The 18,425-nt window shown below is 40.7% G+C and carries 21 protein-coding genes; 20 read left to right on the top strand and 1 reads right to left on the bottom strand.

The genetic code is table 11. The annotated features are described in order from the left end of the window. Positions 1 to 469: 469 nt before the first annotated feature. The 20 genes from H4K34_RS07465 to H4K34_RS07370 all read left to right on the top strand — a co-directional run bounded on the left by H4K34_RS07465 (position 470) and on the right by H4K34_RS07370 (position 17,231). Entirely contained in the window at positions 470 to 1,735 is a 1,266-nt protein-coding gene (locus H4K34_RS07465) for an RHS repeat domain-containing protein (protein ID WP_210760194.1), read from the top strand. Then, a complete protein-coding gene (locus tag H4K34_RS07460; protein WP_210760193.1) occupies positions 1,732 to 2,193 on the top strand; it encodes a hypothetical protein in 462 nt (153 codons plus the stop codon). The genes H4K34_RS07465 and H4K34_RS07460 overlap by 4 nt, the downstream gene beginning before the upstream one ends. Before the next feature lie 228 nt (positions 2,194 to 2,421). Then, a complete protein-coding gene (locus H4K34_RS07455) occupies positions 2,422 to 2,688 on the top strand; it encodes a transposase (protein WP_210757338.1) in 267 nt (88 codons plus the stop codon). A 32-nt stretch (positions 2,689 to 2,720) separates the two neighbouring features. Continuing rightward, a complete protein-coding gene (locus H4K34_RS07450) occupies positions 2,721 to 3,506 on the top strand; it encodes an IS3 family transposase (RefSeq protein ID WP_210760513.1) in 786 nt (261 codons plus the stop codon). A 320-nt stretch (positions 3,507 to 3,826) separates the two neighbouring features. Further along, positions 3,827 to 4,348, top strand: coding sequence for a hypothetical protein (locus tag H4K34_RS07445; RefSeq protein ID WP_210760192.1), 522 nt, complete (start codon positions 3,827 to 3,829; stop codon positions 4,346 to 4,348). A 195-nt stretch (positions 4,349 to 4,543) separates the two neighbouring features. After that, positions 4,544 to 4,918: a hypothetical protein gene (locus H4K34_RS07440; RefSeq protein WP_210760191.1), complete on the top strand. Its 375-nt coding sequence runs from the start codon at positions 4,544 to 4,546 to the stop codon at positions 4,916 to 4,918. A gap of 639 nt (positions 4,919 to 5,557) precedes the next feature. Then, entirely contained in the window at positions 5,558 to 5,758 is a 201-nt protein-coding gene (locus tag H4K34_RS18180; RefSeq protein ID WP_210760190.1) for an HTH domain-containing protein, read from the top strand. Positions 5,759 to 5,874: 116 nt separating this feature from the next. Next, entirely contained in the window at positions 5,875 to 6,066 is a 192-nt protein-coding gene (locus H4K34_RS07430; RefSeq protein ID WP_210760189.1) for a hypothetical protein, read from the top strand. Between the two features lie 50 nt (positions 6,067 to 6,116). Then, positions 6,117 to 6,305 carry a hypothetical protein gene (locus H4K34_RS07425; RefSeq protein ID WP_210760188.1) on the top strand — a complete coding sequence of 63 codons (189 nt, stop codon included), beginning with the start codon at positions 6,117 to 6,119 and terminating at the stop codon, positions 6,303 to 6,305. A gap of 70 nt (positions 6,306 to 6,375) precedes the next feature. Beyond that, the gene (locus H4K34_RS07420) at positions 6,376 to 7,308 is read left to right on the top strand and encodes a carboxypeptidase-like regulatory domain-containing protein (RefSeq protein ID WP_210760187.1); all 933 of its coding nucleotides are present in this window, start codon (positions 6,376 to 6,378) and stop codon (positions 7,306 to 7,308) included. A gap of 6 nt (positions 7,309 to 7,314) precedes the next feature. Beyond that, the gene (locus tag H4K34_RS07415; RefSeq protein ID WP_210760186.1) at positions 7,315 to 8,253 is read left to right on the top strand and encodes an ATP-grasp domain-containing protein; all 939 of its coding nucleotides are present in this window, start codon (positions 7,315 to 7,317) and stop codon (positions 8,251 to 8,253) included. A 157-nt stretch (positions 8,254 to 8,410) separates the two neighbouring features. Further along, positions 8,411 to 9,529 (top strand): grasp-with-spasm system SPASM domain peptide maturase, encoded by a 1,119-nt coding sequence (gene gwsS, locus H4K34_RS07410; RefSeq protein WP_210760185.1) that lies wholly within the window; start codon positions 8,411 to 8,413, stop codon positions 9,527 to 9,529. Continuing rightward, positions 9,514 to 11,733: a peptidase domain-containing ABC transporter gene (locus H4K34_RS07405; RefSeq protein WP_210760184.1), complete on the top strand. Its 2,220-nt coding sequence runs from the start codon at positions 9,514 to 9,516 to the stop codon at positions 11,731 to 11,733. The genes gwsS and H4K34_RS07405 overlap by 16 nt, the downstream gene beginning before the upstream one ends. A gap of 16 nt (positions 11,734 to 11,749) precedes the next feature. Further along, positions 11,750 to 13,117, top strand: a complete 1,368-nt coding sequence (locus H4K34_RS07400) for an HlyD family secretion protein (protein WP_210760183.1) — start codon at positions 11,750 to 11,752, stop codon at positions 13,115 to 13,117. Then, positions 13,095 to 14,060, top strand: coding sequence for a DUF6624 domain-containing protein (locus H4K34_RS07395; RefSeq protein WP_210760182.1), 966 nt, complete (start codon positions 13,095 to 13,097; stop codon positions 14,058 to 14,060). The genes H4K34_RS07400 and H4K34_RS07395 overlap by 23 nt, the downstream gene beginning before the upstream one ends. A 335-nt stretch (positions 14,061 to 14,395) precedes the next feature. Further along, positions 14,396 to 14,806 carry a hypothetical protein gene (locus H4K34_RS07390; RefSeq protein ID WP_210760181.1) on the top strand — a complete coding sequence of 137 codons (411 nt, stop codon included), beginning with the start codon at positions 14,396 to 14,398 and terminating at the stop codon, positions 14,804 to 14,806. A gap of 50 nt (positions 14,807 to 14,856) precedes the next feature. Next, positions 14,857 to 15,324 carry a hypothetical protein gene (locus tag H4K34_RS07385; protein WP_210760180.1) on the top strand — a complete coding sequence of 156 codons (468 nt, stop codon included), beginning with the start codon at positions 14,857 to 14,859 and terminating at the stop codon, positions 15,322 to 15,324. A 48-nt stretch (positions 15,325 to 15,372) separates the two neighbouring features. After that, positions 15,373 to 15,990, top strand: coding sequence for a hypothetical protein (locus H4K34_RS07380; protein WP_210760179.1), 618 nt, complete (start codon positions 15,373 to 15,375; stop codon positions 15,988 to 15,990). Positions 15,991 to 16,280: 290 nt separating this feature from the next. Continuing rightward, a complete protein-coding gene (locus tag H4K34_RS07375; RefSeq protein WP_210760178.1) occupies positions 16,281 to 16,508 on the top strand; it encodes a hypothetical protein in 228 nt (75 codons plus the stop codon). Positions 16,509 to 16,649: 141 nt separating this feature from the next. Next, complete coding sequence (locus H4K34_RS07370) at positions 16,650 to 17,231, top strand: hypothetical protein (RefSeq protein WP_210760177.1); 582 nt, start codon at positions 16,650 to 16,652, stop codon at positions 17,229 to 17,231. Between the two features lie 443 nt (positions 17,232 to 17,674). On the opposite strand, the gene H4K34_RS07365 is transcribed toward H4K34_RS07370, so the two are convergent. Next, entirely contained in the window at positions 17,675 to 18,202 is a 528-nt protein-coding gene (locus tag H4K34_RS07365) for a hypothetical protein (RefSeq protein WP_210760176.1), read from the bottom strand. Positions 18,203 to 18,425: the final 223 nt, after the last annotated feature.

The following is an 18,425-nucleotide window of genomic DNA, read 5'->3' as shown; positions in this document are numbered from 1 at the left end:
TTTATGGGGCGTAGGCCTGCCTTGTCTTGTAGTCCCTGAGCAGCGCGGAAACCACTTTGATAACAGTGTTCCTTTCCTCGGTCCGTAGCTGATCTACTTTGTAAGTCCCCCTAAAAATCCAACAGCTTAAATTGCGTAATTTGATTCTCACTAACCGTTTATTCCTGAATTATCAGCAAGCCTTTAGAAGATAGCCCCTACACCGAAGACCTTAAGTCTTATCGTGATTTAAGCCAGCAGCGAGCTGAGTATGCTTTAAAGCGCTTAGATATTGTAATGATTGCTCATTCCAACTCGGCCTTGGTACTTTTGGGTAATTTGTTAAAGGATAATTTGGGACACAAGGAGGCTTTAGCCCTATTAATATGGCCTTTTGTGATAGCGATACTTAGTAATGTGCTTTCGCAGTTTTATATCGTAAAGTATTTAGTTAATAGAGGAATTCAAATCATTCTGTAAGCATTATTACATGGCCAGCCAACGCATCGCCTCTGCCTTAAGTCACCGGGATGATACCACTGGTTTCGTGCCAGGCATAGGCTATGAGGAAGGTAATATGAGTTTAAGTACGGATGCGATAATTGTTGATATTGAAGCAAGTTTAGATTGTCTTTACGGAGAGGATGTAGATTTGGATTGGGAGCAGATTTTGGCGCCCGTATCTTTGGGAGAAGGAATTTTATTTAATGGATGTGATGGGACAGAAGCTGAAATTGAGAATCCGTATTTATCCTCGCTTGTTAATGATTCCTGTGCTTGCGCTCAAAGCACTTATTGGGCTTCCTTAAGCGGAGTGAATTGCTCGGCTATACCCACTATGTACTTTTATCATCCAGACTACCTAGGTAGCGTAGAGTTTGTGACTGATATGAGTGGGGACCCGTGTCAGTTTTTCTTAAATACTATTTGGGGGGGGAATCTACAGAATCAGATGGCTCTTAGTACAACTACTTTTAGTAGTCGATTTAGGTTTAACGGTAAGGAATGGGATGAAGAAACTGGTAACTTCTATTATGGGGCGAGGTATATGGATCCACATATCTCCATGTGGTTATCGGTTGACCCTAAAGCCTATGCCTTCCCTTCAGTTACGCCATATTCTGTCATGATGAACAATCCCATCAATATGATTGATCCGGGCGGGGACTCAACATATGTGTTTGGGGATCAAGCTCAGATGTTGGTTGATGACTTAAATAAGTCAAGTGATCTGACAATAACTCGGGATGAAAAATCAGGCCGACTATCAGCGTCAGGAGAGGCAGTGACTGATGCTGATAAGGAACTCTTAGCATCAATTAATTCAGATGATTGCAATACAATTATTTACGCCAATGATAAAGATGATATGCAGACAAATGGGAAGAATTATGCCATTGATGGTGGGGTATTTATGGGAGGATTTGATGAGGGTAAAAATGGGAAACCAACTTCAATCCAACTCGTTAATGTAACTCATACTCGAAATATTGAGTCTGCAGGAGGAAGATCGTCCGGTGTTTCCATAACCCATGAGCTCTTGGAAGCTTGGAGTGGAGTCCAAAGAGGTGATTTATTATTTTTAAAAGATGTCCTCGGCACCAATCGGCAAAAGGAATTCTTTGATAGATTATATACTCCTTCTCATAATCAAGCAATCGAATGGGATAAAGTTAGGTGGGAAGATTATGATAGTCCACAAACCTATAAGAGGGTGATAAAGGGTAAGACAATTGACGTAAGAACAGGGCGATGACGATAAGAAACATTTTAGTATTGATTAATTTAAGTATTTCTGTTGTAGGTTGGGCTCAGAAAGACTCCTCATTTTGTTATTCCATATTTGAAGTGGATAGTAGTACAAACACTTTTGTGGGATATAGAGGTGTTAATGTAATGACCAAGGACACCATTGTTATGGTATTATCCCTTGATTGTGATTATGACTATGGTTTAGGAAGTACTATCTGTTCTAAAATGGATACGTCATTTATTATACCTTTTGAATATAAGGATGATTTAAAGGATAGCACATATTTACTATATGAATATCGATCCCTTTCCACACCAAATGGAATGAAGATATTGAGTATGAAAGATGATATATTCCCTTTATATCCTATTATATGTAAACCCAAGTGGTTTCATAATATTCCTGATGAATACCGAAAGTCTAAATATAGCCCTGATTTGTTTAACGAACTCTGCAAATAGGTTGCCCCCTGATTGTTCGAGTGTCCGGCTTGTGTAATTACCTTAGAACAGCCCAGCCACTGTGCCGGGTTTTTTTTTGTGGCGTAAGCCGGCTGTCTTATTAATCCCTGAGCAGTGCAGAAACAACCCTGATACCGGTGTTCCTTTCCTCGGTCCGTAGCTGATCTACTTTGTAAGTCCCCCAAAAAATCCAACAGTTTAAAAGTGTGTAAATTTAAACTGTTGACTATGAAAAAATCAAGATTTAGTGAAAGCCAGATCAGCCAGGCTTTAAAGGAGCATGAGGCTGGTAAGAAAGTACAGGATATCTGCAAGGAGTTAGGTATAAGCGCCAATACTTTTTATATCTGGCGCAAGAAGTACGGGGGCATGGATTCAGCAATGCTACGCAAGTACAAGGAGTTAGAGCGAGAAAACACGAAGCTAAAGCAGATGTATGCGGATTTGAGCTTAGACCACAGGATCCTTAAGGATGTGGTGGAAAAAAAGCTCTAGGGCTCTGTCAGAAGAGGTTTTTAGCAAAGCAGATTAAAGCGGATTACGCTGTCAGTACTGCCAGGGCCTGTAAAATCATTAGCCTTGAGCGCTCTGGATATTACTATATATCCAAGCGAGACGATAAGGAGGTAGAGGAAAAGCTACGCTGGTACGCGGAGCATTATCCTGCGCGTGGCTGCCCATTTTATACCAAGCGTATTCGTAAAGAGGGTTATGCCTGGAACAAGAAACGTATCCGCAGGGTGTACATCAAACTGGGGATGAACAAGCGCAAGAGGAAATGGAAGCGACGTATTCCTAACCCTGACAAAGAGGTGTTGCTGCAGCCTTTAGCTCCTAACCTATGTTGGAGTGCCGACTTCATGCAGGACCGCTTAGAGAATGGTGTGAAAATGCGTGTGCTCAACATTATTGACGACTACAACCGCGAAGCTTTGGCTTGCAAGGTATCCAGCAGTTTCCCTTCCGAACATGTAGTAGAGCAATTTGAGCAGCTAATAGAGTGGCACGGTAAGCCATTTACCATAAGAACTGATAACGGAACAGAGTTTATGGCAGAAGCCTTTCAAAAGTTTTGCAAACGACATCAGATAAAACACTTAAGAATACAGAAAGGAAAACCTATGCAGAATGGCTTTTGTGAACGCTTTAACCGCACCCTGAGAGAAGACGTGCTCAACGCTTATCTCTTTGAAACGAAGACGCAGATGCAAGAGTTAATCAATCATTGGATGGAAGACTACAATCAAAACCATCCGCATTCTTCTCTTGGAGACATGTCTCCAAGAGAATTTAAACAAAGGCTTATTGCCTAAAATCGATAATTTAGACCTGTTGGAATAATGGGGGACTTACAGGTTCCATACCAATGGATTCGGATTGGATAAATGTTCATGTGAGTGGAGGCATAATGATCACGGAGTTAACAGCTTGTAATACCAGTAGAAATGTGGGAGTATTTCCTTCAATGGAATGAGTTTGAGAGTAAAAATAGCAGGGAATGCCCTGTAAGTGTTTAGGTATTTTTAAGGAGAATGGTATTCCCTGTAGGTGCCATGTTCTAAGGCTAAGAACCTTGGGCAATGCTCTTAGGTCTACAAATGTGAGCTTACATTATTAAATTAAGCGGTTTAAGATGAGGTACTTTCACATATTGCTATTAATAATTCCCATTACTTGTTTAAGTCAGAAGGATTCTGAGCTTATCTGTTATTCAAATTATTCAATAACAGATAAATCATTAGATGGATTTTTGGGAGAGCAGCTAAGGGAATTGAGTGCTTGTTTGAATGATAGCGTCGTGCTTTCCTTTACAGTGTATACTTCTAGCTTTAAAAACAGTACCCAAATTGATACAAACATTGCCCTAGAAATTGCCCCCTTGTTCACATGGGGAAATGTAGGGCGCAATTACTATGGAGTAACAAAAGTTGATGGTGTCATGGTTTTTATCCGTGAAAATGAAAGGGAACTTTTCTTGCAAATTTTAGAAACGGATACATGTGTTAGCCAAAAAGTAATTGGTGTTTTTGATCCAGAGTTTAATGAGTCTTCTACTGAATTGCCAAATAGTATTTATCAGAGTATTAAATGTTATTACAGAATAGAGAATGGCGTTTTTGTACTGCAAGGCCGAAAATGCGAATGCATAGAGTGATGTATGACTTTATCTACCCCCTTGAACCAGTTTCAGGGGATTTGCGTGGAGTGGCCTAATCTTTAACTTAGGGGTTTTAGCTTATGCAAATGTAGCGGCTTTGTAAAGTGGGTGTATTCTAATGATATCCAGAAGAGTAAGAATAAGGGAGGGCCTAATAGTAGAATTCTATTAAAGCTACTAGTGTTTCAATTGATGGTAAAAATTCTTCGTGCCATTTATTGGCGGTTTCATATTTTGATCGAGCCTTTTACAGCGGATTCGGAGTCGGCAAAAATTCTAGGTTCATCTTCTTTATTTACAATGGCCACCACCTTTTGGTTTTTATCAATCTATAAGGGTATTGCAAAGCACTTTATGGATAGGCCTCTATTGGATAGGCCAAAAGTTGGCGTCGTTTTTTTACTTGCCCTACTTATTTCCATCTACATAAGCACAACAACAAAAAATGGCAAGGAGTATTCGCCTTATCGAAACACTAAGGCAAACAGGTTTTTAATTCCTTTGCTGACTGTGGTTTATGTATTGGGAGCATATATCACATTTTTTGGTTTTACTCTAGATAGCTGAGTTTTTTTAGCAAGCACTTTTAAGGCTACTTATTTCTTCCGATGTCAGTCACCAACATTAAAGGCTTAATAAAGAGGATCTGATGCTTGTCCAATATTGTCTTCATAAGGTGAAATATTGACTTGGATTTAAATATTCTTGCTGGATTCAGGGCCGGATTAAAATATTTTCATAGTTTTAATTCCAAGGGAAGAAAGATTAATAATAATGTGCGATGAAACACAGCCGTACTCTATTCTTTCGTTCTATTTGCCCTGTCCTTAGGGCTTATTTCTCAGCTTTTTATCTTTCAGTTAGTAGTTGGAGTCTTTTCAATTATCATAGATTGAAAATGAATTCTAGGCCTTTTTGGGCTGCTCCACCTCCTATTCCGAATTGCGGATAATTTCCATTGTACTTCTGAATTCAGCTTTAGTAAAATTTAAAAGACTTCTAATTCATTTACAATCTTTTAGCTTTACGCTTGAGATAAATTGTCTTATAGTCTCAATTTAAAGAATGTGTCCATCATTATTTAAATGTGGAATACTATTTAATTTGTATGATTTTTATGGCTATTGTATTAATTCAGTAAAATTTTCAAATGCCTTCTGAAAATTTTTTACATCCTAAAGATAGTGCTCAAAGACCCATTGATTTATGGATTATATAACCTACCAAAGTAGACTGTCGTATATAGTTGAATTACTTGAAAAAGAGGCTGTTGTAACTCCTGTGGGCATGTCGGAAAAGTATGAATGCTCCACAAAAACTATTAACAGAATGATAGCTCATTTGCGTGAGTCGGGCTATAATATAAAATGGTGCCGCAAAAGGAAAAGTTATTGCTTAAGTGTTTAATGTGTAATTAAATCCTAATTTAGGCGGACAAATAGTGTCCTTCTGCTCTCTTTTATTTGTAAGGCGTTTGCCGAAAAGCAGTATAGAGTAGGCGGAATTAATAATTTTAGTTTTAAATGGAAGCATTAAATTCTAAGAAATTTGAGGCACTTAGCCCAGAGGCTATGGAATCTCTAAACGGAGGAAAATGGGTGTACCAATGGCACGTTTCAGATGCAGATGGTAATACCGCAGTAATGTATTACCAAGACTCTGGTATTCGACGTTTTTTTGGCGATGATTACAAACAAGAAGTAGATCATACCTAGGCTTAGGTTGAGTTCAAATTCTTATTAATCATTTGAAATAAAATAACAGTATGGAATCTTTAAACAGTAACAAATTCAATTCATTATCCGCTGAAGAAATGATGGCCCTTGAAGGGGGAGCCTGGAGTAAGTGGAAAGTAATTGATGGTGTAGAAGACCCTTATGGGTATACTTATTATCAACGCTATAATTGGTTTGGTTTACATGCTACAACCGATACCAGAGCGGAACAAGACTAGTTATTACAGTTAGTTATTAGGATGAGGCTATCTTTTTTAGGTAGTCTCATTTTCTTTTTTCAAATTTTCTATGCGCAAATTCCTTCTTCTTATCCTTTCACTACTTCTGCTCTTAGGAATTCCTTTGGAACTGTCTTCACAGTCCCATTCCTATCAGGCAATTGTATTGGATAAGAGTACCAATGAGAGTTTGCCCTATGTGAATGTGCGCGTTTACCAAGGAGATAGCACTTTTTACTTTAGTGCCACAGATGTTCAAGGGCGTTTCATCATTAAGAGGGGTTTTCCGATCGGGACCCAAATTAGTGTGAGTTGCATGGGCTACAGCACTAAGAATTTTCCCCTGGTATTTTCGGAAGCCCTGGATACCATTTTTCTCGAGCCGGATCCTATGTATCTTAATGAGGTTACCGTGATGCCGATTGATCCTCAAGAAGCTGAATATTTTGAAACCGGAACCTATCGTAAGTCTGAGGACATTTATATATGCAGGAGGCCCGGCAATAGATCGGCTGTTTTGCTGGAGCCCGATGAGGATGTGAAGCAAGGGATTCTCTGGCGCTTCGGATTATTAATCAGCGAAAGCTCGAAAGGAGAGCATCCCTTCCGAATTTTCTTTTGCGAGGTCTCCGATGCTTCAGACCAAAGGCCGGGGAAGATAATTGCCGGATCGGAGATTAAGGCTTTGAGCCAAGATCAAGGGGGATGGCTCTATTTTGATCTAGACTCATTGCGGATTCCCTTTAGTTCCAAAGGGCTTTATGCCGTTATTGAATGGCTACCAGAACAGACTCCGGAGTTGGAGTCCTTTTCGAATCTGGGCCGGCGCCGATTAGAACCCATCAATCATTTTTGTTTGGCAGAGCACCATTGCAAGTTCGAAGACTATTTAGGCTGGTATCAAAGACCCGGTGATTTTGAGGGTTGGCGCAGATTGAAAGAACGCAAAGATTTTTTAGTGGCAAATCCCATAGTATATGCGAATGTCTTAGTAATAGAATAGGGGGAGATGGTTACAATATATTCAAGGAGAGATGAAGGAAGTGTAGATCGCGTATTAGACTGGCTGCACTTTTCTGATATACCATTTAAAAGAGTGTTTCCGGAAAGCATAGCGCTAACAGGCGAGGCAGTGATTTCCAGAACCTACAACATTGAGAGCCAAAGCAGAGCCGGAGAGCGAAAAGATACCTATTGGTTGCGCAATTGGTCTAAAGCCAGGTTTGAACCCAATCCCGACTTGCCAGGTCTTGAGAAAAATCTCGAGGGAGATCTCATGGCGATTTATGATTTGGAGGCCCTGCGAAGTCAAATTCCAAGTCTGTATAGAGCGGTAGAAAAGCCACGTCAGTTATACTACGCTGTTCAACATGGCCTGCAGATTCCAGAAAGTCTGATTAGCAATAATCGAAAGGATGTACAGGCATTTATAGAGAAAGAGGGTTCGGTGATTACCAAGCCCTTGGCATTTCCCTATACCTATTATGATCCCGAGGGAAAGCAGAAGCCCAGACTATCTTATACCCGAGCCATTAGCCTCGAGGAAGTAGAGAAGCTTCCCGAAGTATTTCATTTTGGCCTCTTCCAAAAAATGGTAGAGAAACAATACGAAATCAGGACCTTTTACCTCAATGGGAAATGTTGGTCAATGGCCATATTTAGTCAGTCTTCCGAGCAAACGAAGGTGGACTTTCGAAACTACAATCTTAAAAATCGCAATCGATCGATTCCCTTTCAGCTGCCCAAGGAGATGGAGAATCGAATTAGAAGCTTCATGAAAGCCTGCGATCTCAATTGGGGCTCATTGGATTTTGCGGTCGATCCCAACAACAATTTCATCTTTTTTGAGGTCAATCCTCAAGGGCAATTCGGAATGGTTTCGAATCCCTGTAATTATCATTTAGAAAAGGAACTCGCCGAATTCATTGCTGCCAATAATCTATACTAGTGAAAGATTTTAAAATTTTTGAAGAGCATATTAGCCCTGCCTATCGAAATCTGCAAGAACCAAGCTATAGCGCTTACGGTAAGTGGGCATCCTCAGATTTGCATCAAACGGATTCCTATCAGCTAAAGTCCTTTTACAAACCGATTATTTTAAATAGATGAGTGTCGCTCGTTTTAAACGCTTTGCGCATGTCTTTCCGGTAAAGGGCTACAATCGAGCGATATTGTACGATTTAGGGCGCAAAGCTCATTTTATAATCCCCAATAGTTTTATTGGCTTTTTGGAATTTTGCGAGTCGAAATCCAAAGAGGAAATCGAGGAATCTCTTCAACCTAAAGGGATTTACCCCCTTGAGTATTTTCAGTTTATGATGGAGAAGGAGTTTGGTTTTTGGACAGAAACCCCAGACTTCTTTCCGCCCCTCAATCTGGATTGGCAGTCACCCAGCCATATCACTAATTTAATTTGGGATGTTGAGGGAGAACAACTTTCCACGCTTGTAGATTGGGTAAAGGAGCTTAATGTTAAAGCTTTGCATCTCCGTTTTTCGGAGGGAAATCTAAGATCCGAATTGAGAAAAACCATTCAGGCATTTGAAGGCTCCCCACTAAGGTCTCTGGAAGTGGCCTTTCCTTTTTCAGAAGTCATTGATCTGCCCTTTTTGAAGGATTTACTCTATGATAATCCTCGGATATCCATGTTTATAGCGCATGATGCGCCGGCCGATGGCGTGGATTATTTAGATGAGCGCAAAGCCCATTTTTACATCCAAACTCGAAGCCCCTTATTCTACGATCCTAATCGCTGTTTGGTCAATCGCTACAGCTTTCAAGTGGACTCCGAATTGTTCATTGAAGCTCAATCTCATCATAGCTATTTTAATCGCAAGCTATATATCAATACCAAAGGAGAGCTGAGAAATGCTCCTGAATGCACCACAGTGTTTGGCAATCTGAATGACATTAAAAATCCGAAGGAAATTTTGACTCTAGCGGGGATGGGTTCTCTGGATCAGGTGGCAAAATCGAAAACTGACATTTGCAAAGACTGTGAGTTCAGATACATGTGTGTAGACAATCGACTGCCCAAAGATCGAGGCAATCAACAATGGTATCATAGCAGTCCCTGCAATTACAATCCTTATATCAGTAAATGGAATGATGAACCTGGCTTCTTGTCATTGGAGGAATGTGAGGTGAAATCAAATGGGCAGGGGTTCAGTATGGATGAGGATAAAATTTCAGCCCTAAATCAGCGTATATGGCAAAAGGCCTAAATCCAATCAGGCAAAGGGATGAAAAGGATTGTGGCCCGGCGTGTCTGGCCATGATTAGTGAATACTATGGCAAAGCAATGCCCCTGCAAAAGTTGATCAAACTTTGCAAGACTACCCGTATGGGGTCCTCTTTATTGGGCTTAAGTGAAGCGGCCGAAAAAATAGGCCTGCGCTCCCTGGGAGTGAAAATCACCTTGCAAAAATTGCAGGAAGAAGCTCCCTTTCCAGCAATCCTGCATTGGAACAGAAACCACTTTGTGGTACTGCATAAAATTAGTGGTAAAGATGGGGACTTGGTCTTTCATATTGCGGATCCCGCCCACGGTTTAATTAAAGTAAATAGAGAGGATTTTACCGCAGCCTGGCAGCAATCTGGCAGTACTACCGAGCCAGAGGGGATAGCGCTTTTAGTGGAGCCCAAAGCCGAGTTTTATCAGGATCAAACGGATCCCGATAATTTGGAAGCTGATAAGCGGGGCTTTGCTTTCTTATTTCGCTATTTGCGACCCTACCGGAAATTGGTGGTTCAGCTCTTCCTGAGCCTTCTAACCGTTTCCTTATTGCAGCTTTTCTTCCCTTTTCTTACTCAAAGTATTGTAGACGTTGGGGTTCAAAATCAGAATATCCAATTCATCTATCTTATTCTAATTGCTCAGTTAATGCTTTTCCTGGGCCGTACCTCAGTAGAATTAATAAGGGGTTGGATTCTATTACATATCAGTCAACGTATCAATATCGCCCTCATTTCCGACTTTTTCATCAAACTCATGAAGCTGCCCATCAATTACTTTGATGTAAAGATGACCGGTGATCTGATGCAGCGAATAGGCGATCATAAACGCATAGAGCAATTCCTTACTGGCACCTCCCTAAATACTGTGTTTTCCGTATTCACCTTTGTCATCTTTAGCGGGGTTTTGGCTTGGTATAACTGGTGGATTGCCGGAGTCTTTTTATTAGGTAGCGCCTTATACGCGGGCTGGATTTTACTCTTCCTTAAACGCAGGAGAGACCTCGATTTTCAACAGTTCGGGAAGCTAAGTGAAAACCAAAGTGTAATCATGGAGCTGATTAATGGCATGCAGGAAATTAAGCTGCATAATGCTGAGCGTCAGAAAAGATGGAAATGGGAGAATTTACAAGCCTCTTTGTACAAAATCAGCATCAAAAACCTATCCCTTCAACAAACACAAAGCAGTGGCTCTGCACTAATCAATGAGTTGAAGAATATCGTGATGACCTTCCTATCGGCCATGTTGGTAATTCGCGGAGAAATAAGCCTGGGGATGATGCTGGCCATCAGCTATATCATTGGTCAGCTGAATGCCCCTCTAAACCAATTGGTGCTATTTATCCAGCAATTACAAGATGCACGAATTTCTCTCGATCGCCTTAGTGAGATTCACGCTAAGGAAGATGAGGGACATGACTTAAAGGATATGGCCGTGCATCTCAATGGCAGCATTGATGATTTAAAACTGGAGCAAGTTTCCTTTCGCTATACCGGAGCGGGAAATGCTTTGGTGCTTAAGGATATTTCAGTCACTATTCCGGCGAAGAAAACAACGGCTATTGTGGGAACCAGCGGCAGTGGAAAAACCACGCTGATGAAGCTCCTGCTTAAATTCTATGAGCCCGAAAACGGGAAGATCAGAGTCGGTGCTTTAGCCCTTTCAACCATAGAGCCTTCGCATTGGCGGGATAAGGTAGGATCAGTAATGCAAGAGGGCTTTATCTTTTCGGATACCATTGCCGGGAATATCGCGGTGGGAGTGGATTATCCGGATACCGCCAGACTTCTGCATTCGATTAAAGTGGCCAATATTGAATCCCTGATAGAGCAGCTTCCCAGCGGCTTAAACACCGTAATCGGAGCGGAAGGCTTGGGTTTAAGTACGGGGCAAAAACAGCGAATTCTAATTGCAAGGGCGGTTTATAAAAATCCGGATTATCTCTTTTTTGATGAGGCTACCTCTTCCTTGGATGCCAACAATGAAAAGGTGATTATTGAGAATTTGAATCATTTCTTCGAAGGAAGAACGGCGGTAATCATTGCCCATAGATTGAGTACCGTAAAAAATGCAGATCAGATTTTAGTCCTGGATGAAGGACGTATCGTAGAATCGGGTACTCATGAAGAGCTCAGTGCCAAGCGTGGACATTATTATGAATTGGTGAAGAACCAACTTGAATTAGGGGTATAGATCCAAACATTAAATTGTGGAAGAAGTAAAAGATCAAATCCAGAAGGAGAAAAAAAGCTCGCTAGAGGAGCAAGCCCTGCGCTCTTTTGTGGTAAATGATATTATAAATAAGCCGCCACATTGGTTGTTAAGGTGGGGGGTAACTTCCGTTTTTATCGTTATAATTCTTGTTTTACTGGCCTCATGGTTTGTTCGTTATCCGGATATAATTTCGGGCATGGCCACGGTAAAAGCTGAAAACCCGGTGGTGCTGAAATCCAGTTTGGTGAATGGTCGATTAAACAAGCTTTTTGTGGTGGATGGCCAAAAGGTTCAAAAGGGTGATGCTCTGCTATCTTTTGAGAATCCGATGTCGGCCGATGAATATTCTTACTTACAATCTTTCTTGATTCAATTTGACTCGATATCTAATAAGTCGGACTTGGCCCAAAACCTAATTCTGGATATTGATACCAATCGAAATTTTGGTCTTTTGCAAGCCAGCTTCAATCGACTAAGTTCTGCTTATTTGGCCATCCAGGAATTAAATAGTCGTAGCATAGATAGTATGCGTTTGCTGAATTTAAAGGAGCAGATCAGCAATTACGAAAACCTGGTGTCTATTGCCGAAACTCAGGTTAGAATTGCCAGGAACGAATTGCGAAATGCAGAGCAAAAGCATAAGGCCGACAAAAAGCTATTTAAAGAAGGAGTTTACTCGAAAGTAGATTTCATGGATATGGAAAGCGCCTATCGAGGCAAGCTTTCGGCCTTGGAAAATGCAAAACAAACTAAAGGTCAGTATAAGGTTACTACCGCGGATTATAAACGGCAATTATCGGAATTGGAATATGAGCTGCAAAAGGAGCGTCGAGAGCTTCTGATCGAGTTAAATCAGGCCCTAGCTACCCTGAAAAGTGAAATGACCAATTGGGAGCAATCGAATATTATCCTGGCAAATACCGATGGAACTATTAATTATTTGGTCGATCTCTTCGAAGGACGAACCGTTTTAGCAGGAGAGCCTCTCTTGGCGATCATCCCCGAAGATCAACAGTACTATGTTTCTGCCTTTATTCCTCCTTCGAATTATGGTAAGGTGCAAATAGGGCAGGAGGCGAATCTTAAATTAGACAATTACAATTGGCAAGAATTTGGGATACTAAAAGGCAAGGTCAAGACCGTGAGTGAGCTGCCTACAGAAGAGGGTTATCGAGTGGTGGTTGAGGTACTCAATTATCCTGAAGTAAAGGCGGCTCATAAGCTCGAGCTAAGGCCGGAAATGAATGGCATGCTGGAGATAAAAACCAATGATTTGAGATTGATCGAGCGCTTTTTCCACAATCTTAAAAAGATCTTTGAACGTAAACCCATTAAGAAAGATGAAGAGAAGGATGAGAAATGAGGCGCTTAAAGCCTGGGCAATACTGTTCTTAGTCGGTGGACTAAACCTTGACCTAAGAGCACAAGATATTGCGGTTTCGAGCTCGGCTTCATCAGCTCAATCAGAGGCAGGGCAGGATACCAATACCTTTTCAGCTTATTTGCTTTCTGCGCGGTCCGATGCGGAAAAAGGCTCCTTGGAAGAGGCATTTCAGCAATTGGAAAAAGCGATAGATAAGGGCGCGGGTCGGGATCTGGTTTATTATGATCCTGCCTTTAAGGAGCTTAAGGCCAAATACGCTTCGGAATTGGATGTATTGCTACAGAGGCAATATCAGCAGCAATACCCTACCGCAGGCAAAGCCGAGATAGGCTATAAGATATGGTCATGGTATTTGGATGAAGAGCAGGAATTATTGCCATTAAAATCCATGGATCAGCCGCCCACTGCCTCGCAGATGGAACTGATCCGCGAACATCGGGAAGAACGTAGGGATGCTTTGTTGGACCTAATCGAACAAATGGGCTGGCCGCGAAATTCTGAGGTAGGCGAAAAGGCTGGAGAGGCCTGCTTCTTTTTAATCCAACACAGTCCTCCCAAGATTTTAAAGAAGTGCTTGCCACTTTTTATTGAGGTTGCTATGGCTGGTGAAGCGGATAAGGCCAAGGCCGCACTTATGGTAGATCGCTTCTTAGTAAATAAAGAGGGGCTGCAAATCTTTGGTACACAAGCAGGGCGATCGGCCAATTCGGGCGAAGGTCTATCTCAGCAGAAGCTCACTTTATATCCCATTGCCGATGAATCAAATTTGGCCCAAAGAAGAAAGGTATTAGGCCTTCCCGCAATTGAAGAATATTGCAAGCAATTAAAGGTGGACTATGTCCCTATCGAAGAACGCCCGGACTATGAGCCCATTAAGCTCAAGGAAAAGTGGCGCAAAAAAGGGTATTTATTGGGAACATAGATGCTTTGCGTCTTGGGCCCGGAGATTCGTTTATTCCCAATTGCTAGGGAAAGGGAGGGTGTAGATCTAATCCATTAAATTAGGGCTCCAATCAAGACGGTAAACTATAATCGTCAATGCAATCAAGAAAAAGAAAAGCGGGTTTTACTTTAGTATTCATTAGCTTAATGCTGAGAATTCCGACCCTGGCTCAAGGGGATTCAATATGCCTTAAGAGTCTTTCAGAGCTGGAAAGCTTCGCGGATAGCAATATCCGAATCCTGGCAATTGACTTCAGGCTTCCTGCAAATTTTGATTATTCCCTTATTCCAAAAGGGCTAAAGTGCTTAAGGTTTTTGAAACCTTCAAAGAACTTAAAACAACCGGGAGCATTGTTTGAGAAAATGGATCAGCTGGAAACCTTGGAGTTAAATGGCGAAATGATTAGTTTTTTACCTGAGCTTCTATTCTTTAATCACAGCATTCAAAATCTATGTTTAACCGAGGCCAGCCTTGCTGATCTTTGGGCCTATACGGCCTTTGTGGATGATGTTAAGATTGAGAAATTGTATTTAAAGGAGATTGAGATAGAGAAGGATTGTCGAATATTTGAAATGCTTTTTTATGGAGGTAGATTGAGTGCCGATTACCTATTTCTTCAATATGAAAAAGCTCCAGATGCAGAGGAGCTTGCCTTTTTGATGGATTTATTTGGGGCCAAGCAATTGCACCTAAATGGGGAGCAGCAGAAGCTTTATGTGGACTAATATCCAGCTTAAATCTCTAAGGCCATAAAGGCTTTGCCTAATATTGGAATATGAATAAGGCCAAGCACATCATAGTAAACTTTTCTCTGCTGTTCAGTTTGATATTAACCAGCTGCGGATCATTTCACCAAAGTAAAACTTCACGAGAGGCGCTGGAAATTGTTATTCAGCAAATCAATCTAGTGGAAATGGATACGGGACTTACCTATATAATCAGATCCAGACGCATTGAAGTGTGGACTGATGAGGGCATGGTCTATAGCTCCGATATCACGGAGGATGAATTGTTGGAGCTGGAAAAACATCGTAAAGTATTGGAGGGTTTAAAGATGTATTATGATGCCAATATGATCGATGGATTTGTTTGGAAGGTGGTGCTACGGGACCAAAACACTTTGAACTTTGTTTATCTAAATAATGTCGGATTGCCATCCACCAACCGCTTATTTGAACAGATCAATCGTCTGCTTCCTGAAAAGCTTGAAAAGATATACCTTTTAGAACCCCTTGAGCCTTAGCTATAATGTGCTAGAAGGCTTTAGATTACTTGAATTTGATCATTAAGAATGAAACGGGATCAGGCTGTGAGCTTCCTTTTAGTACTGTTTTTGCTGGGCCTGACTCCAGATGCTTATGGGGCTTCTAAAGCGATAGAGGTAGATTCCTTACTAAAGGAATTTGTCAGCTTAGAGATATGTGAAAGCATCGGTTCTGAATCTGCCTTTATTGTTTTGCAGCATTATTCAAAGGAAGAAAGTGACATATTGATCTTTAAAATGCTTCAAAAAACTGAATTGAAGTCATATGAATATATGCGTATGACTCATTACTCTTTTATGGGCTGGACCGTCTTTATGGATACCAACCTTTTGTGTAGGACCTGTAACTACTGGAATGAGGAAAGCTTGTGTTTTAATGTAAGGAATGAAGACTTCTATCCATTCGCTATCGCAAAAGATGCAGATACACTGCTATTGCTGTTTGATGAATTTCCTATCTTCAAGATTAGTGAATATGAAGTTTTTGACACTAAAAGTCCTGTGCTCCTAAATGAGCAAAAATGTGATTTAAATAAGGTAGATGTTTATCTCGATTCACTCTATTTTGATGGCTGGAATAAATTGTATTGGGAAGACTGGAGTTCGTTCAAGAACTATCAATTTAAACCATCTGAGAAGCCCTGATTTCATTGTATTTTGAGCGCACATTTGTTAGATAAAAAAAAGTAACAGTGTCCTTGATTAATTTTCATACTAAGTTCTGCTTGCTCCTGGGCTTTGTCGCTTTTATGGGCTTTTCTGCTAATAGCCAGAAAATTGAAATACGACCACATTCGAAGATTCAGGATAGAAGCTTTATGATCGAGCTAATTGTCGCAGATAGCTTGATTGAAACTACGCAGACTTATGCGGGACAGAATCGATATTTTTATTCGATTTCTAGATCAGAATTCGATTCAATAAAGCGAAAACTATTGGAGCAGGAAATACCTGAACCTAGTATGAAGGAGATTTATGGATCAGCTTCGGATGTGTTTATTTTGATTTTTGTAATGGAAGGGGATAAGGTGTCTGAATACTATTTAGAAAGTCCTCAAAGCTTTGAGGACTTTTTTAGAGTCAGCGCAAAATGTATTCAAAACGAAGCCTTGAAGAAGCAGGTTTTGGCATTGAGGGAATTTGCTGCTCATTTGCGGGAATAGAATTTCAGCCGAACTTTAAGAATGATACTGTTTTAAGGTCTTATCTTGATGTTCCCAATGATGAAGTCAAAAGCACGATTTGTTTACCCCATTAAGACAGGGCTGCTAGGTATCCTTTGTGTTCTTTTTCAGGCCAATTTGTTGAAGGCACAAAGCCGGAAAATCGACTTTGATCCTTCCCTATGGCCAAGCTACGAAGAGGAGCTAAGTTGCATCGAAACCTATTCTATATTTTATAAGGTATCTATGGATTGTGATTCCATTGGCTTGGAATCACCGAAACTGGACTTAATGGTAAATGATTCTGTGATCAGCTTAAGTGCAGAAGGTTTATCTGTTGTCTTAGCGGATAGAGCCTTTAATCCTGAGGAGCATTTGCTCGAATTTGAAACCTTGAAATCTGATGTTAGGGTACTGTACAAGATTGATAGTTTGGTTTATTATGGTAGCTATGATATTGATACGCCAGCTACCGAGTTGGTAGACTTGACTTGTGTGATCCATAATCACAATATTGCTATTCCTAAGGCCGCTTATTCCGACTTATATGATCCCTTATTGCGTGATTCTTTTGGTTCTAAGTTTCAAATGGTAGGAGTGTATCGATCATTAGATCGGGAAAGGTTGTATTTAAAGCTAAATAGCATAAGCTCGGGATATGAGGTGATCTTCATCATCGACGGCTTTAAGTATATCGGAAGAGTTTTGTGGCCAGGGATTTAACTTAATGTGCTCCCAATGTATCGATCGCTAAAACTTCTATTGACAATCCTTGGACTGTACGCTATTCTGGCCAAAGTCTATTTTATGTTTGTTTTAGTTAATGGCCTGCAAAGTTTGGGATTCGAGCTTTTAATTTCTCTTTTGATGTTATTGCTGGTGGCCCTTTTTCTATTTCAGCTTTGGCGGCCTCGCTTATCGAAATTGGCTAGGCCCGGAGGTATGTTAATATTGTTTGCAGCTTCTTACCTCTACTTGCATTTTGGCTGGCTTGCCGCTTGGGATTTGCTAAACAAAAGACCGGATGCCGAAATGGCAAATTCAGCCTTTTGGCTAAATGATCTTCCCAATCTCTTAGTATTGCTTTTTGCACTCTGGTTTTTAATAGGCCTGTTTCGTAGGCAGTTTCTAACCTCGAGTATTTCTTAGAGCTTTTTAGAAGCCTCTTACTGCAAATCCGTTTTACCCTCTTCCATTAGCTTATAGTGCTTAATGGCTTTTTTAAGAGCCTTTTGCAATTCGTCAACTTTGCCAGAGCCAATAAAAATCCTTTCACCCCAGCTGGTTTCTACACTCATACCATTGCGCCCTGAAAAGGTGAACTTCTTTTGTAGTAAGTAATGGTTATAGGATTTTTGCCAACTAGCCATGCGAGGAATGGACACAATCCGGATAAAGCTAATTTCATCCCAAGGGATGATTCGCTTATTATGGTGAAAAGGCATCATTTTATACTCAATCCCCTTTTCACTAATTGAGGTTTTTAGGCTTAAGTGCATTAAAAACCAGATGAAAGCTAAACATAGGATAAGGGCAATGGCTCCCAAGAAGAGATCTTGAACTTGTACTTTAAAAGAGGGGCTATAGTAAAGGCGAAGCAGGGTAATGCCAAGTAAGAGCATAAAGCTAGCTATTACCCAAATGGGCTTAAATGAAAAGAATTGCTGTTTCTCTTTAAATACTTTTTTGGCCATGACAGCTATCTGTGTTAATATTGAATTAACCCCAAGTTAACAATAAATTAACAATGGGCAAGGCTTTTCAATCTGAGTCTGATATTTAAGCAGGGTTTCTAATCGTAGAAAACTGGCCTTTTCAAGCCTGCTAAGATTCAGTAGGCAAGTCTCTTGACTTCGAATAATTTGATTTCAGCTCTTTCCCTCAGCCTTCTTTCTCTTCAACTTAATTGCCCTCCCT

Origin of the sequence: Croceimicrobium hydrocarbonivorans, from assembly GCF_014524565.1 — a bacterium.
Lineage (GTDB): Bacteria > Bacteroidota > Bacteroidia > Flavobacteriales > Schleiferiaceae > Croceimicrobium > Croceimicrobium hydrocarbonivorans.
The sequence above is the reverse complement of the archived record's forward strand: the minus strand, read 5'-3'. Positions and strand labels throughout refer to the sequence as shown.

Coding starts and splice junctions, on each gene's coding strand:
- H4K34_RS07465 (WP_210760194.1), top strand. CDS start 470: ATGGCCAGCCAACGCATCGCCTCTGCCTTAAGTCACCGGGATGATACC.
- H4K34_RS07385 (WP_210760180.1), top strand. CDS start 14,857: ATGAATAAGGCCAAGCACATCATAGTAAACTTTTCTCTGCTGTTCAGT.
- gwsS (WP_210760185.1), top strand. CDS start 8,411: ATGAGTGTCGCTCGTTTTAAACGCTTTGCGCATGTCTTTCCGGTAAAG.
- H4K34_RS07380 (WP_210760179.1), top strand. CDS start 15,373: ATGAAACGGGATCAGGCTGTGAGCTTCCTTTTAGTACTGTTTTTGCTG.
- H4K34_RS07430 (WP_210760189.1), top strand. CDS start 5,875: ATGGAAGCATTAAATTCTAAGAAATTTGAGGCACTTAGCCCAGAGGCT.
- H4K34_RS07460 (WP_210760193.1), top strand. CDS start 1,732: ATGACGATAAGAAACATTTTAGTATTGATTAATTTAAGTATTTCTGTT.
- H4K34_RS07455 (WP_210757338.1), top strand. CDS start 2,422: ATGAAAAAATCAAGATTTAGTGAAAGCCAGATCAGCCAGGCTTTAAAG.
- H4K34_RS07445 (WP_210760192.1), top strand. CDS start 3,827: ATGAGGTACTTTCACATATTGCTATTAATAATTCCCATTACTTGTTTA.
- H4K34_RS18180 (WP_210760190.1), top strand. CDS start 5,558: ATGGATTATATAACCTACCAAAGTAGACTGTCGTATATAGTTGAATTA.
- H4K34_RS07415 (WP_210760186.1), top strand. CDS start 7,315: ATGGTTACAATATATTCAAGGAGAGATGAAGGAAGTGTAGATCGCGTA.
- H4K34_RS07395 (WP_210760182.1), top strand. CDS start 13,095: ATGAAGAGAAGGATGAGAAATGAGGCGCTTAAAGCCTGGGCAATACTG.
- H4K34_RS07405 (WP_210760184.1), top strand. CDS start 9,514: ATGGCAAAAGGCCTAAATCCAATCAGGCAAAGGGATGAAAAGGATTGT.
- H4K34_RS07440 (WP_210760191.1), top strand. CDS start 4,544: ATGGTAAAAATTCTTCGTGCCATTTATTGGCGGTTTCATATTTTGATC.
- H4K34_RS07365 (WP_210760176.1), bottom strand. CDS start 18,202: ATGGCCAAAAAAGTATTTAAAGAGAAACAGCAATTCTTTTCATTTAAG.
- H4K34_RS07425 (WP_210760188.1), top strand. CDS start 6,117: ATGGAATCTTTAAACAGTAACAAATTCAATTCATTATCCGCTGAAGAA.
- H4K34_RS07420 (WP_210760187.1), top strand. CDS start 6,376: ATGCGCAAATTCCTTCTTCTTATCCTTTCACTACTTCTGCTCTTAGGA.